Annotated in this window: 8 protein-coding genes; 4 read left to right on the plus strand and 4 right to left on the minus strand. The window is 70.7% G+C overall.

Annotation, left to right across the window (positions count from 1 at the left end; all coding sequences use genetic code 11):
- Window positions 1–259: 259 nt before the first annotated feature.
- Both CCN33_RS22150 and CCN33_RS22155 read left to right on the plus strand, forming a co-directional pair.
- Entirely contained in the window at window positions 260–3526 is a 3267-nt protein-coding gene (locus CCN33_RS22150; protein ID WP_086695285.1) for a GH92 family glycosyl hydrolase, read from the plus strand.
- A gap of 90 nt (window positions 3527–3616) precedes the next feature.
- Window positions 3617–4042, plus strand: a complete 426-nt coding sequence (locus tag CCN33_RS22155) for a DUF6003 family protein (protein ID WP_086695286.1) — start codon at window positions 3617–3619, stop codon at window positions 4040–4042.
- 6 nt (window positions 4043–4048) lie between these two features.
- Here CCN33_RS22155 and CCN33_RS22160 read toward each other — a convergent pair whose 3' ends face one another.
- From CCN33_RS22160 to CCN33_RS22175, 4 genes are all read right to left on the minus strand, one after another.
- Window positions 4049–4813 carry a phosphatase PAP2 family protein gene (locus CCN33_RS22160; protein ID WP_086695287.1) on the minus strand — a complete coding sequence of 255 codons (765 nt, stop codon included), beginning with the start codon at window positions 4811–4813 and terminating at the stop codon, window positions 4049–4051.
- Window positions 4813–5766, minus strand: coding sequence for a YihY/virulence factor BrkB family protein (locus CCN33_RS22165; protein ID WP_086695288.1), 954 nt, complete (start codon window positions 5764–5766; stop codon window positions 4813–4815). The genes CCN33_RS22160 and CCN33_RS22165 overlap by 1 nt, the downstream gene beginning before the upstream one ends.
- Before the next feature lies 1 nt (window position 5767).
- Window positions 5768–7483 (minus strand): bifunctional phosphatase PAP2/diacylglycerol kinase family protein, encoded by a 1716-nt coding sequence (locus CCN33_RS22170; protein WP_086695289.1) that lies wholly within the window; start codon window positions 7481–7483, stop codon window positions 5768–5770.
- A 156-nt stretch (window positions 7484–7639) separates the two neighbouring features.
- Window positions 7640–11443, minus strand: a complete 3804-nt coding sequence (locus CCN33_RS22175; RefSeq protein ID WP_208621830.1) for a GH92 family glycosyl hydrolase — start codon at window positions 11441–11443, stop codon at window positions 7640–7642.
- Window positions 11444–11784: 341 nt separating this feature from the next.
- Here CCN33_RS22175 and ngcE point away from each other — a divergent pair, with 341 nt between their 5' ends.
- Window positions 11785–13230 carry an N-acetylglucosamine/diacetylchitobiose ABC transporter substrate-binding protein gene (gene ngcE, locus CCN33_RS22180; RefSeq protein WP_086695291.1) on the plus strand — a complete coding sequence of 482 codons (1446 nt, stop codon included), beginning with the start codon at window positions 11785–11787 and terminating at the stop codon, window positions 13228–13230.
- Window positions 13231–13291: 61 nt separating this feature from the next.
- Window positions 13292–14163 (plus strand): carbohydrate ABC transporter permease (locus tag CCN33_RS22185; RefSeq protein ID WP_086695292.1); only part of this gene is annotated, 872 nt, incomplete at its 3' end.

Here is a 14163-nt window from a genome sequence, read left to right on the forward strand (position 1 = left end):
CCCTGTCCGCTCCGGGCGGGGTGCCCGCCCGGAGCGGACAGGGGTCGTGCGCGGTGCGGGTGGCTTGGCCTGCGGTGGGGCGCGACAACGTTGTCTAGTGGGTCCGTTCCTGACTCTACCGGTCCAACGGACAACGATGTCAAGGTACTTGGGCGAACACGGCGGCCCTCTTCCGTGGGGCCGTGGGAACGCGTTACTGTCCCTGCGGCTTGTGCGACCCGTGGTGCGCGACCCGTCCGCAAGGAGGAAGGGCCGCGTGATGCGTTTCCGTCCCATGTCCCTGCTGCTGGCCGCCGCGCTCGCGGCGGGCGGCGCCACCCCCGCCCTCGCGGCGGGCGCCGCACCACCCGGCCTGGTCGACGACCCGACGCCGTACGTCGATCCGCTGATCGGCAGCAGCAACGGCGGCGACACCTACCCCGGCGCCGTGGTGCCCTTCGGCATGCTCTCCTGGAGCCCGGAGACCACCAGAGGCGACGCCACCCGCACCACCGCGCCCGGCGGCTACCACTACGACGCCACCCGCGTGCGGGGCTTCAGCCTGACCCACATGTCCGGCACCGGCTGCGCGGGCGGCAGCGGGGACATCCCCTTCTTCCCGTACGCCGGTGACGTCACCTCCTCCCCGGCGAGCGACACCAAGGACGCCGTCTACGCCTCCGACTTCGAGCACACGGACGAGACCGCCGAGCCCGGCCACTACAAGGTGGGCCTCGCCTCCGGTGTCACCGCCGACCTGACCGCGACCGCCCGTACCGGCTCGGGCCGCTTCACGTACCCGGCCGGCAAGCCCGCCTCGCTGCTGGTGCGCACCGCCAACTCCGAGGTGGGGTCGGAGGACTCGACGGTCAGCATCGACCCCGCGAGCCACACCGTCTCGGGGTCCGTCACCTCCGGCAACTTCTGTGGCTACCTCGACCCCGAGGGACAGCGCTCCTACTACACCCTTTACTTCACGGCCCACTTCGACCGTGCCTTCAAGACCACCGGCACCTGGCAGGACGACAAGCTGGACCCCGGCTCCACCAGCGCCTCCGGTGGCACCGGCGGTTTCTCCCACGGCGGCCGGCCCGTCGCGGGCAAGGGCGCCGGCGGATACGTCGAGTTCGCGCCCGGCGAGGGCCCGGTGAACGTCAAGGTCGGCATCTCCTACGTCAGTCGGGACGCCGCCGAGGCCAACCTCCGCGCGGAGAACGGTCCGCACCGCTCCTTCGAGGCGGTACGGGACGCGGCCCGCGCCGCCTGGCGGGAACGCCTCGGCGCCGTCCGGGTCGGCGGCGGCACCGACGCCGAGCGCACCACCTTCTACACCGCGCTCTACCACGCCCTGTTCCACCCCAACGTGATCAGCGACGCCGACGGCCGCTACCGGGGCAGCGACGGCAACGTGCACCGGGTGGGCCGCGGGCACCGCGCCCAGTACGGCACCTTCTCCGGCTGGGACGTCTACCGCGACCAGGTCCAGTTGCTCACCCTGCTCGATCCGCGCACCGGCTCGGACATCGCCCAGTCGCTCTACGAGCTGGCCGCCCAGAACGGCGGGATCTGGGACCGCTGGCTGCACAACGCGGGCGGCACCCACGTCATGAACGGCGACCCCTCGCCCAGCGCGCTCGCCGGAATCCACGCCTTCGGCGGCACCGGGTTCGACCTCAAGGGCGCCCTGAGGTCCCTGGTCAAGGCGGCGACCGTGCCCACTGAGCAGGACCTCTCCGCGGCCGGAAAGCCGGTGCTGTCCGTCGGCCAGCGCCCCTCGCTCGACAAGTACCTGAAGCTGCACTACATGCCCAGCGTCTCCAACGCCTGGGGCGGCGCCGCCGAGACACTGGAGATGTCCACCGCCGACTTCTCCCTCTCCCAGCTCGCGGCGGCGGCGGGGGAGAAGCGGACCGGGGAGCAGTTCGCCGCACGCGCCCAGTGGTGGCAGAACAACTTCAACATCGCGGCCGACCCCACCGGCGGCTACATCGCCAACCGCAAGGCGGACGGCAGCTGGGTCACCGGTTTCACCCCGGACACCGGCAACGGGTTCGTGGAGGGCAGCGCCGCCCAGTACACCTGGATGGTCCAGCACAACCCGGCCGGGCTGTTCGCCGCGCTGGGCGGCACCGACCAGGCGCTGGCCCGGCTGGACTCCTTCTTCCACACCGCCGACGGCAAGTGGGCCTTCACCGGCCAGGGCGGCGCCAAGTCCGAGATGGACAACGAGCCCTCGATCAACGTGCCGTACCTGTACGCCTACGCGGGCGCCCCGTACAAGACGCAGGAGACGGTGCGCGCGGCGATGCGGCAGCTCTGGTCCACCGGGCCGGGCGGCATCCCCGGCAACGACGACCTGGGCGCGATGTCGGCCTGGTACGTCTTCTCCGCCATGGGCATGTACCCGCAGGTGCCCTCGCGGGCCGAACTGGTGCTGGCCTCTCCGCTGTTCGAGCGGGTGGAGATCGACCGGCCGCAGGGCGACGACATCTCCATCCGGGCCGAGGGTGCCGCCGCCGACGCGCCGTACGTGCAGTCCCTGAAGGTCAACGGCCGCTCCAGTGACCGCGCCTGGCTGCCCGCGTCCTTCGTGCGGGACGGCGGCCGGCTCGACTACCGGCTCGGCACCACCCCGAACCGCACGTGGGGCGCCCAGACCCCGCCGCCCTCCTTCCGGCAGGGCGAGCAGCCGTACCAGATCGGGGTCGGCCCGACCACCGCGACCCTCGCCCCCGGTGACAGCACCGCGATCGACGTACGGGCCCGGTCCCTGAACGGCGGCACCGGGCCCGAGGTCCGCTTCGAGGTCGAGACGCCCGCCGGAGTCACGGCAACCCCCGCCGAGGGCACGGTCACCGGCGGCGCCCGGCGGATCACCCTGACCGCGGCCGACGACGCCACCCAGGGCTTCTACACCGCCAAGGTCACGGTGACCTCCGGCGACACCTCCTACGTGCAGCCCGTCTCCCTGACCGTCGCCGCCCCCGGCACCCTGCTGGCCGCCTACGACAACACCGGCGTCTCCGACGACACCGGCGACCACGACGAGGCGGACTACGACGGCGGTGGCTGGAGCTACTCCCGGCAGGCCCTCGCCGCGGCCGGCCTCACTCCGGGCAAGCGGGTCACCACCGGCGGCCTCGCCTTCACCTGGCCCGACTCGCCCGCCGGCCGCCCGGACAACGCCTCCGCCCACGGCCAGACCGTCGAACTGAAGGACCCCACCACCGCGCTGGCCTTCGTCGGCAGCGCCGTCAACGGCAACCAGTCCGCCAAGGCGACCATCACCTACACCGACGGCAGCACCACGGCCGCCGACCTCTCCTTCACCGACTGGACCGTCGGCGGCGGGGGCGGCACCGTGCAGTACGGCAACGAGGTCGTCGCCAAGGCCGCGTACCGCAATGTCGCGGGCGCCGACAAGGACCCGGTGGCCACCTATGTGTTCGTCACCAAGCCGTTCGCCGCGCCGGAGGGGAAGGAGATCAGGAGCGTGAAGCTGCCGGACGACGGCGACCTGCACGTCTTCGCGCTCGCCGGCAAGTGAACCGGGGCGGTTCCGTCTCCTCGGAGGGGTGCGGCGGCAGTAGCATCGGTCTCCCCACCCAAACCGACACCGACAAGGCGGAACCGCCCGATGGCCGACGAGGCTTACCTCTTCCTGCTCCCCGACCGTCACCCGAGCCTCGGCGCGGCCATGGCCGCCGTCGCCCCGCTGGAATGCGACCAGACCCCGGCCGTGCGGGGCTGGATCTCCGCCCACGATGTCGCGCCGTCCTCCGAGCAGTTGAGGATTCTGCCCGCCGGGTCGGAGATCCTCATCCCCGAGGAGGCCGAGCGGCTGCCGATCCCGCTGACCGCGGAGGAGGAGGTCCGGGTCCAGCAGGAGTGCGCGCCCCAGTCGGTGACCGACATGGAGCGGGAGCTGCTGGACTTCCGGGACACCGCCCAGGGCTGGGAGACCCTGGTGCACCGGGCGCTGACCGCCGGGGTCCCGGCCCCGCGCATCGCGCGGCTGACCGGGCTCGACCCGCAGGAGATCGGCCGGCTGACCGGCGTGTGACGCGGCTCAGCGGGGGGTGCTGTCCGGCTCGGGACTCGGGCCGGACAGCTCGGGCTCCAGCCCCTCGGCGACGTGCGTGGGCCGTTGGCCGGTCTCGGACCGCCACGCCTCGAAGGCCCGGCTGGTCAGGACGACGACGGCCAGCCCGAGCAGCCACCCGCCCAGCACGTCGCTGAACCAGTGCACGCCGAGTGCGACGCGGGTGAAGCCGACCCCCACCACGGACACCACCGCCACCACCCAGCACGCGATCCGGGCCCGGCGCGGCACCATGGGGAGCAGGACCAGCAGGAACACCGCGAACGAGGTGGTGGCGGTCATCGCGTGTCCGGACGGGAACGAGTAGCCCGGCGCGTGCGCCACCGGGTCCACCAGGACCGGCCGTGCCCGTTCGACCAGCGTCTTCACGCCGAGCCCGAGCAGGCCCCCCACCACCGCCGTCACCGCCGCCCACGCGGCCAGCCGCCGGGCACCGCGCCACAGCAGCCAGCCGGTCAGCAGCGCCACGCCCACCCGCAGGGTGAGCGGGTCCCAGACGTAGTTGGACAGCACGCGCAGGGTGCTCGTCCACGCCGGATGGCCCACGGCGACCTCGTGCAGACCGTTCGCGGCGTCGCGGTCGAGGTCGCGCAGCGGCCGCCAGCGGCCCTCCACCAGGACCAGCAGCAGAGCGAACGGCACGGCGGCGGCCGCGGCGACCCCGGCCGCCGCCAGCAGCCGGATGCCGAACCGCCGGTCGGTGGCCCGCAGGGTCGTGGTTTTCGTCGGCATCAGACCCCCGGATCGGGTTGGATCGGTTCGGGCCGCCGCCCGCGCGCCGCCTCCAGCTGGGCCGCGAAGGACAGCCCGAGGAACAGGGCGAGCGAGGTCAGGTAGGCCCACAGCAGCAGGGACATGAAGGCGCTCAGCGGACCGTAGACGGTGTCGAAGGAGCCGCTCAGGTCCAGGTACAGGGTGAGTACCCAGGTCAGCGTCATCCACAGCACCAGATACACCGCGGCGCCGAAGGCCAGCCAGGTGTAGCCCGGCTGTTTGCGGCGTGGTGAGCGCCGGAAGATCGCGCTGGCGGAGATCAGGGCGAGCAGCAGCCCGAAGGGCCAGCGCACGATGTTCCACACCATCTGAGCGTTCGCGCCGAGCCCGTAGACCGAGCCGGCGGCCGAGGCCAGGTCGTCGCCGGCGACCATCACGACGAAGCCCAGGCCGAGCGGGAACCCGGCGCACAGCGCCATGACCAGCCCGCGCGAGTACTTGAGGTGGAAGGGCCGGTCGCGTTCGTTGCCGTAGATGCGGTTGGCGCCCCGCTCTATCTGGCACATCGCCGTGGTGACGTTCACGATCGAGAAGATCGCGCCGAACCAGAGGGCGACCTCGGCGCCGTCGCCCGCCTTGCGGCGGCTGCGGTCGAGCGCGTCGTCGACCACCTCCGCGCTGGGTCCCTCGGCGATGCGGTGGATGGTCAGCTCGGCCATCCGGCCGATGTCCTCGGTGTGCAGGCTGGCGGAGAGGCCGACGAAGGCCAGGGCCAGCGGGATCACCGAGAGCACGGTCTGCAGGGCGAGTGCGCGGGAGTGGCTGAAGCCGTCGGCGTACCGGAAGCGGAGGAACGCGTCGCGCAGCAGGGACCAGCCGCCGTAGCGGCGCAGGGTCACCCACGCCTCGTCGGCGGAGAGTTCGTCCCCGCTCATGTCCCGCGTCTCCGGGACCTTGGTGGCGCTTCCCATGTCAGCCCTCCCGGTTGGGGACCAGCACGGTGAGCGCGCCCGGCACGACCTCCACGGAGAGCCGGAGCCCGGTGCCGACCGGGTCGCCGTCGATCTCGCGGGGCTCGGGGGCGTCGAAGGTGAACTCGGCCCGCCGGAAGGTTCGGAACTCCGGCTGCCCCTCGCCCTCCTCGCCGTCCCGCTTCCGGTGCAGGAGCAGCGTGTTCACCGTGCGCAGCCAGCCGCCGGGGCCCTGTGGGTCGAGGATCAGCAGGTCCAGCACCCCGTCGTCGGGACGGGCGTCCGGCAGCAGCCGCAGACCGCCCTGGAGGGCGCCGGTGTTGCCGACGAGCACCATGCGGGCGGTTCGGCGCAGCGGCTGGCCGCCGTCCAAGCGGACGCTCAGGCCCATCCGGGGCCCGCGCATCGCCTTCGGGGCGGCCAGGACGTACGCGGACCAGCCCAGCAGCGCCTTCGCGCGGTCGTGTTCCTCCGCGTACTTCATCATCGCGGCGTCCAGGCCGACGCCGGACATCACGGCGAAGTGGGTGGCGGGGAGGCCGTCGCCCTCGATCCGGGCGAGGTCGATGACGCGGGGCGCACCGCCGAGGGCCGCGTCGAGCGCCTCGGCCGGGGTGAGCGGGAGGCCGAGGTTGCGGGCGAGCAGATTGCCGGTGCCGAAGGGCACGACGGCGAGCGGGACCCCGCTGCCGGCCAGCCGGTCGGCGGCCGCGCGTACCGTGCCGTCGCCGCCGCAGACCACAACCAGCGCGGCACCCTCGTCCAGCGCCCGGGCGGTCTGGCCGCCGCCGGGGTCGGCGGCGGTCGTCTCGATGAACACCGGCTCCCGGTGGCCGTGCTGGGCGAGGACCCGGCGCAGCTCGTCCCGCGCGCTCTCGTCGACCGTGGTGGGGTTGACGACCACCGCGACCCGGCCCGGCAGCTGCTCGGCGCGAGGGGCCGGAGGGGCCTCGGGCAGCGCGGCGGGCGCCGAGACACGGCCGTCACGGAGGAGCGCGTGCCCGACGATCAGCAGGGCCAGCGCGCCGTTGATCATGCCGCCCGCCACGTCGGTCGGGTGGTGCATGCCCCGGTACAGCCGGGAGAGGCCCACGACGACCGGCAGCAGGAGCAGCAGCGCGGCCAGCACGCGGCGCCAGGGGCTCTTCACGCGGGACAGTACGAGGACCGCGAGACCGCCGTAGATCGCGGTGGCCGCACCGGTGTGGCCGGAGGTGTAGCTGGAGGTCGGCAGGGAGCCGTCGAGCCGGTGCACATGGGGGCGCTGGCGGTCCACCGCGATGGTGATGACCAGGAACACCAGCGACTGGAGCGCGACCCCGAGCGCGAGGAACGACACCTGACGCCACATCGGCAGCCTGGGTATGAAGATCATCGCCAGGCAGGCCGCCAGCGTCACCCCGATCACGGTGCCCGTGTTGCCCAGCTCGGACCCGATCGAGGAGAGCGTGGTCAGGGTGGAGGTACGCAGCCGCTCCAGGCCCCGGTTGACGCCGTCCTCGGCCGTCATCGGCCACACGTGCCGGGCGGGGCCGGTGATCAGGAAGCCGATGCCGATCATCAGGACGGCCTGGCACACCGCCAGCGCCCCGATGGAGGCCGCCGCCCGCGCCATACCGCGCGGCAGTTCGCGAGGGCGCCCGGTGGAAGTCGTCCTGACGGGGCGGGTGCCGTCCTCGGGCAGGCCCGCTGATCTCTCCGGTACGGCGGTCGGCATCGGTGCAACTCCTCGGCTCGGTCGGCTGGTCGGGCCGGACCGCGCGGGCCCGACCAACGGGCTAATGCCCCCTCAACGGCCGAGCAGACGGCACGAGCCACGAGGAAGGGGCGGCCCCCGCGCGGGACCGCCCCTCCACCCCTCGATCCGGAGCCGTCAGGCCAGCAGTTCCACCTCCGCCAGCGTCGACTCCCCGTCCAGTACCAGCCGGTACTTGGTGTACGAGCCCGGCGCACTCACGCTGAACGCCCGTGTCTGGCGGTCCCAGGCGAAGGACTCACCGGAGCGCTTGTCCAGCGTCCGCCAGGTGGTGCCGTCGGCGGAGCCCTCCAGGGTCCAGCCGGTGGGCGCCTTCGCGCGGTCCGCCGACGAGGTCAGCGTGTACTGCACCGCCTTGGTCGCCTCACCCGTCGGCAGGTCCACCGAGGTGACCGCCGCGCTCGTGGCCGAGGTGTTGTCGAACAGCGCGCCGTCGCCCTTCAGCACGTCCGCGCGCGGGGTCGGCACCTTGTCGTCCTCGGTGACCGACACCGGGGCGGCGTCCTTGCCCGAACCCCACGACGAGGGCCGCGGCCCCATCGCGAAGTCCAGCACCCCGCCCTTGGACAGCATCGCGTGGGGGAGGGAAGTGGAGTTCCAGGGGCGGCCGTTGAAGCGGACACCCTGGATGTACATATTGCGGTCGCTGTTGTCCGGGGCCTTGATCACCAGGTCCCGGCCGTTCTCCAGATGGACGGTGGCCTTCTTGAACTGCGGCGAGCCGATGGCGTACTCCCCGCTGCCCATCACCAGCGGGTAGAAGCCGAGCGAGGAGAAGAGGTACCAGGCCGACTGCTCGCCGTTGTCCTCGTCGCCGTGGTAGCCCTGCCCGATCTCGCTGCCCGTGTACAGCCGGGACAGCACCTCGCGCACGTTCTTCTGGGCCTTCCAGGGCTCGCCGGCCGCGTCGTACATGTAGTTGACGTGGTGGGCGACCTGGTTGGAGTGGCCGTACTGGCCCATCCGGACGTCCCGCGCCTCGGTCATCTCGTGGATGACACCGCCGTAGGAGCCGGTGAACTCCGGGGAGGCGGTCTCCGGGGTGGCGAAGTACTCGTCCAGCTTGTCACCGAGGGCCTTGCGGCCGCCGTACAGGTTCGCAAGGCCCCGGCTGTCCTGCGGGGCGGTGAAGGCGTAGCCCCAGCCGTCGGTCTCCGTGTAGTCGTAACCCCACACGCGCGGGTCGTACTTCGCGGAGTCCACGCGCCAGTCGCCCTTGGCCGTCCGGCCCTGGAAGAAGCCGGCCTTCGCGTCGAAGAGGTTCACGTAGTCGCGGGCTCGGTTGAGGAAGTACGCCGACTCCTCCTTGTACCGCTTCTCGCCGGTCTTCTCGTAGAGGGCCTCGCCCATCTTGGCGATGCCGTAGTCGTTGACGTAGCCCTCCATGGCCCAGGAGAAGCCCTCGCCCGTGTCGGTGCTGGTGTAACCGAGGAAGGGCGAGGTGGCCATGCCCTTGCGGCCGACGCCCGAAGTGGGCGGCATCACGGTCGCGTTCTTCACCGCCGCGTCGTACGCCGCCTTCGCGTCGAACTTCACGCCCTTGACGTAGGCGTCCGCGAACGCCACGTCCGAGGAGGTGCCGGTCATCAGGTCGGCGTAGCCGGGGGAGGACCAGCGGGAGGTCCAGCCGCCGTCCTTGTACTGCTGCACGAACCCGTCGACCATCTCGCCCGCCTGGGAGGGCGTCAGGAACGAGTAGGCGGGCCAGGTGGTGCGGTACGTGTCCCAGAAGCCGTTGTTGACGTAGACCTTGCCGTCGACGATCTTGGCGCCGGTGTGCGTCGGGGTGTCCGGGCCGGGCATGGCGGAGAACGGCGAGGCGTACTGGTCCTTGTCCCCGACCTTCTCGAAGCCCGAGTTCGGGTAGAGGTACAGCCGGTACATGCTGGAGTACAGCGTGGTGAGCTGCTCCGGGGTGGCGCCCTCCACCTCGACCCTGCCGAGGATCTTGTCCCAGGCACGCTGGGCGCGCGCCTTGACGGTGTCGAAGGAGGTGCCGTCCGGGATCTCCTGGCGCAGGTTGTCCTTCGCCTGGTCCAGGCTGATCAGCGAGGTCGCCAGGCGCAGGGTCACCGTACGGTCCGCGCCCGCGGCGAACCGCAGATAGCCCTTGACCCCACTGGACGAGCCCTCGGTGACCGGCTTGTCGAAGGTGCCGTAGACGAACAGCCGGGTCGCGCCCGTGGACAGCCCCGACTTCACGTCGGAGTAGCCGGTGACGATCCCGTGCTCCTTGTCCAGCGTCAGCCCCGCCTGCTCGGTGACGTTGTCGAACAGCACGCTCGCGTCGTCGCCGGGGTAGCTGAAGCGCAGCACGGCCGCGTGGTCGGTCGGGGTCATCTCGGCCTTGAGGCCGTTCTCGAACCTGACCCCGTAGTAGTACGGCCGGGCCGTCTCGTTCTCGTGCCGGAAGGCCAGCTCACGGGCCTCGCGGCCGGTGTCCGGAGTGCCCTTCGCGGCGGACGGCATCAACTGGAAGGTCTGCCGGTCACCCATCCACGGGCTCGGCTCGTGGCTGGCGCTGAACGCCTGGACGGTCGGCAGGTTGTCCTCGTTGTTGGCCCGTGCGTACTCGTACAGCCAGCTCAGCGAGGACGCGTTGGTCACCGGGGTCCAGAAGTTGAAGCCGTGCGGCATCGCGGCGGCCGGGAAGTTGTTGCCCCGCGAGAAGCTGCCGCTGGAGTTGGTGCCGCGCGTGGTCAGCGCGTAGTCCGACAGATGCGCCTTGGGCCGCTCGGGGGCCACCCGCCGCAGCGCCACGTCGTCGACCCAGCCCCGGAACTTCGCCGGCCCCTTGGGGGAGTCGTACGCCACCAGGACGCGGTCGACGGTCTTTCCCGCGGCCACCGCGCCGATCCGGGACGCCACGTCGTTCCACTGGTTGACGTACAGCACCTTGGCGTCGCCCTGGCCGCGCGGGGTCAGCGGGAACCCGTGCTGGTCCCTCGCGCCGAGCTGGCTGAGGTAGGTGCCGTCGGTGAAGGCCAGGTCCACGCTGACGTTGGTGGCGTCGTAGTCCCGGTCGCCGTCGGCCATCGACGGGAAGAGGCGGTACGACAGCCGGGTGTCGCGGGCCACCTTCACATCGACGTCGAAGACCTTGTTGTACGAGTAGCCCCGGCCGTCGGCGGTGTGCCGTCCCGCGTAGCGCAGGGCGTGGGTGCCGGTGAAGCCCGCCCGCGCCTTGGCGGTGGGGGAGCCGCTCGGGCCCTTGTCGACGAGGCTCAGCATGTCCTGCGGCGCGGGACCGTCACCGCCGCCGGTGGAGAACTGGACGTCGGCCAACTGGAGTGCGTCCGACGCGCCGTTGTTCTTCGTCACCTCCAGCCGGAAGTGCTGGTACTCGGCCGGCGTGGTGAGCTGGTACGACTTGGTCCCGAACCGGTCCGGGAAGGTCTCGCCGGTACGGGTGTCGAGGGTCTTCCAGTCCTTGCCGTCCGCCGAGCCCTCCAGGCGCCAGTCCTTCGGGTCGCGCTCGTCGTGGTCGTTGGCCGAGGTGAGCGCGTAGGCGGCGAGCCGGACCGGCTGGTCGAGGTCGAACTCCACCCAGCCGGTGGGTGCGAACGTGAGCCATTTGCTACCGGGATCGACATCGGTGAGGTTCTCCTTCACCTCGCCCGCGCCGGTGTTCTCCCCGCTCGCCCGCAGATCGGTGACGTGGTCGGTGACATTGCCCGGAATGCCGGTGGTGTAACCGCCGTCCACGCCCGAGGAGCGCTTGGCGCCGCCCGGTCCGGTGTCGACGGTGTTCAGCCAGTCCGGTGCCGGGTCGCCGGACTCGAACGACGACGCGAACTCCGTGGCGGCGGCGGGGGCCCTGGCCGGCACGGCGACCGCCGCTCCCTGGGCGCCGACGCCCATGACAAAGGCGGTCGTGAGGACGACCGCCGGAGTCCATCTGTGCCGAGATCTCCGCTGCATCTACGGATTCCCCTCCCGCGCTTACTTCGGACAACGTTGTCAGCTTGCTGCGCAGGAACCAGTAGGTGGTCAAGTGGCCGGTGATGTCAAGGGTGTTGGCTGCGGCATTCAGGGGGCTATATCGGTAATTCATCCGGCAGGGTGTGCGGAGCCCGGCGATATTTCCACCAGGTCTCAACTCGGAAAAGACCGACGGCCGACCTTGCATTCGATCTTGCCCCCTTGGCGGGAAGTGGACTATACCTGTCGGCGTTTCCTGCACGAGCCAGCACAACCCGACCGCGGTGCCGGGGGGAGATCCGGTTCACCGCCTGAGTCCTGGAGAAGGCGAGGACTTGAGCATGGGTTCCACCGGACAGCATGGCAGCGAGGGCGTCGGCCGTCGTGATCTGATCAAGCGCACCGCGGCGCTCGGCCTGGTGGCCGCCCCCGGAATGGGGCTGCTGTCGGCCTGCGCGAGCAGTGGCGGCGACGGGCAGGACAAGGCGAAGGCGGGCAAGAAGACCGCGAAGAACCCGCTGGGCGTCAACGACACCGCCAAGCTGGACTTCGTCCTCTTCGACGGCGGCTTCGGCAAGGAGTACGCCGAGGACGCGGTGAAGCTGTACGAGAAGGCCTTCCCCAAGGCACAGGTGAAGTTCTCCGCCACCCAGAAGATCCAGTCCACCCTCCAGCCCCGCTTCAACCAGGGCAACCCGCCGGACCTCATCGACAACTCCGGCGCCGAGCAGATGGACATGGGCGTTCTGGTCGGCAAGAAGCAGCTCGCCGACCTCACCCCGCTGCTGGACGCGCCGTCCTACGACGACCCGTCCAAGAAGGTCCGCGACACCCTGCGCCCGGGCATCGTGGAGATGGGCCAGTTCGACGGCGACCCGGTGTGGATCCTGAACTACGCCTACACCGTGTACGGCGTCTGGTACTCGCAGAAGGCGCTGGACGGGCTGGACGAGAAGTACCCCGAGACCTGGGACGACATGCTCAAGGTCTGCGCCAAGGCGAAGAAGAAGGGCATCGCCGGCTGGACCTACGCGGGCAAGTACCCGTACTACCTGCCCTTCTCGCTCTACCCCATGATCGCCAAGGTCGGCGGGCGCGAGGTGCTGGACGCGATCGACAACCTGGAGCCCAACGCCTGGAAGCACCCGGCGGTCAAGGCGTGTTTCGAGGCGTACTACGAGCTGTTCCGGAAGGGCTACATCCTGCGCGGCACGCCAGGTCTCGACCACATCCAGTCGCAGACCGCCTGGGCCAAGGGCAAGGCGCTGTTCATCCCCAACGGCTCCTGGGTGGAGAACGAGTCGGCCAACGTCATACCGGCCGACTTCGACCTGGCGGTGTCCGCGCCGACCGGCATCGACAGCTCCGACAAGCTGCCCTTCGGCACCATCTGGGCCTCCGGCGGCGAGCCCTTCGTCGTGCCGGCCAAGGCGGCCAACCCCGAGGGCGGCATGGAGCAGCTGCGCGTCATGCTCTCCGAGGCGTCCTCGCGGAACTTCACCTCCAAGGTGAAGTCGCTCTCCGCGCTCAACGGCGGCATCGACGGCATCGAGCTGACCCCCGGTCTGAAGGCGGGCGTGGCGGCGCTGGACAAGGCCGGGGACAACGTGGTGAACCCGCGCATCCCGGACTGGTACGTCCAGTTGGAGAAGGAGAAGATCGGGGTCGGCGGCCTGGGCGAGATGATGGCCGGCCGGCTCACCCCGGCCGAGACGGTCAAGAAGATCCAGGGCTTCGCCGACGAGGCCGCCAAGGACACCTCCATCAAGCACTACAAGCACAAGTAACACCCCCTCACGGGTTCGTCACCAGCGGCAGCACGTGTCCCAGGAACGGGGTCGTCCGGCAATGCAGCACGGCAAGTACGGGTTCATCACGGGGTTCCTCGCGGCCCCGCTCGGGCTCTACGCACTCTTTGTGATCTGGCCGTTCATCCAGTCCATCTACTACTCGTTCACGGACTGGACCGGCCTGAGCCCCGAATTCAGCATGGTCGGTGTCGACAACTACACCCGGATGCTGCACGACGACATCTTCTGGAAGTCGTTGACGCACAGCCTGCTCTTCGCCCTGCTGCTGCCGCTGGTGACGATCGGCATGGCCCTGTTCTTCGCTTTCATGATCAATGTGGGCGGCCGGCACCGAAAGGGCGGTCCGGTGGTCACCGGAGTGCGCGGTTCCGGCTTCTACAAGATCGTCTATTTCTTTCCGCAGGTGCTCTCGATCGCCATCGTGGCCCTGCTGTTCGCCTTCGCCTACAACCCGGACAGCGGCGCGATCAACTCGTTCCTGCGCGGTGTCGGGCTGGACTCCGTCCAGCCGCTCTGGCTCGGTGACCCGGACCTCGCGCTGTGGTGCGTGATGGCGGTGCTCGTCTGGTCCACCACCGGCTTCTTCGTGGTGCTGTTCAGCGCCGGCATGGCCTCCATCCCGGCCGAGCTGTACGAGGCGGCGCTGCTGGACGGGGCCGGCCGGGCGACCACGTTCTTCCGGGTCACCCTGCCGCTGCTGTGGGACACCGTGCAGTCCGGCTGGGTCTACATGGGCATCCTCGCGCTGGGCGCCGAGTCGTTCGCGGTCGTGCAGATCATGACGACCGGTCCGGGCGGCCCCGACTACTCGACCACGGTGCTGGTCCTGTACGTGTACCAGAAGGCGTTCCGGGACGGTCAGGCCGCCTACGCCACCACCATCGGCGTCGCCCTGCTGGTCGTCACCCT

The organism is Streptomyces recifensis (genome assembly GCF_002154615.1).
In the GTDB taxonomy this organism is placed as follows: domain Bacteria; phylum Actinomycetota; class Actinomycetes; order Streptomycetales; family Streptomycetaceae; genus Streptomyces; species Streptomyces griseoluteus.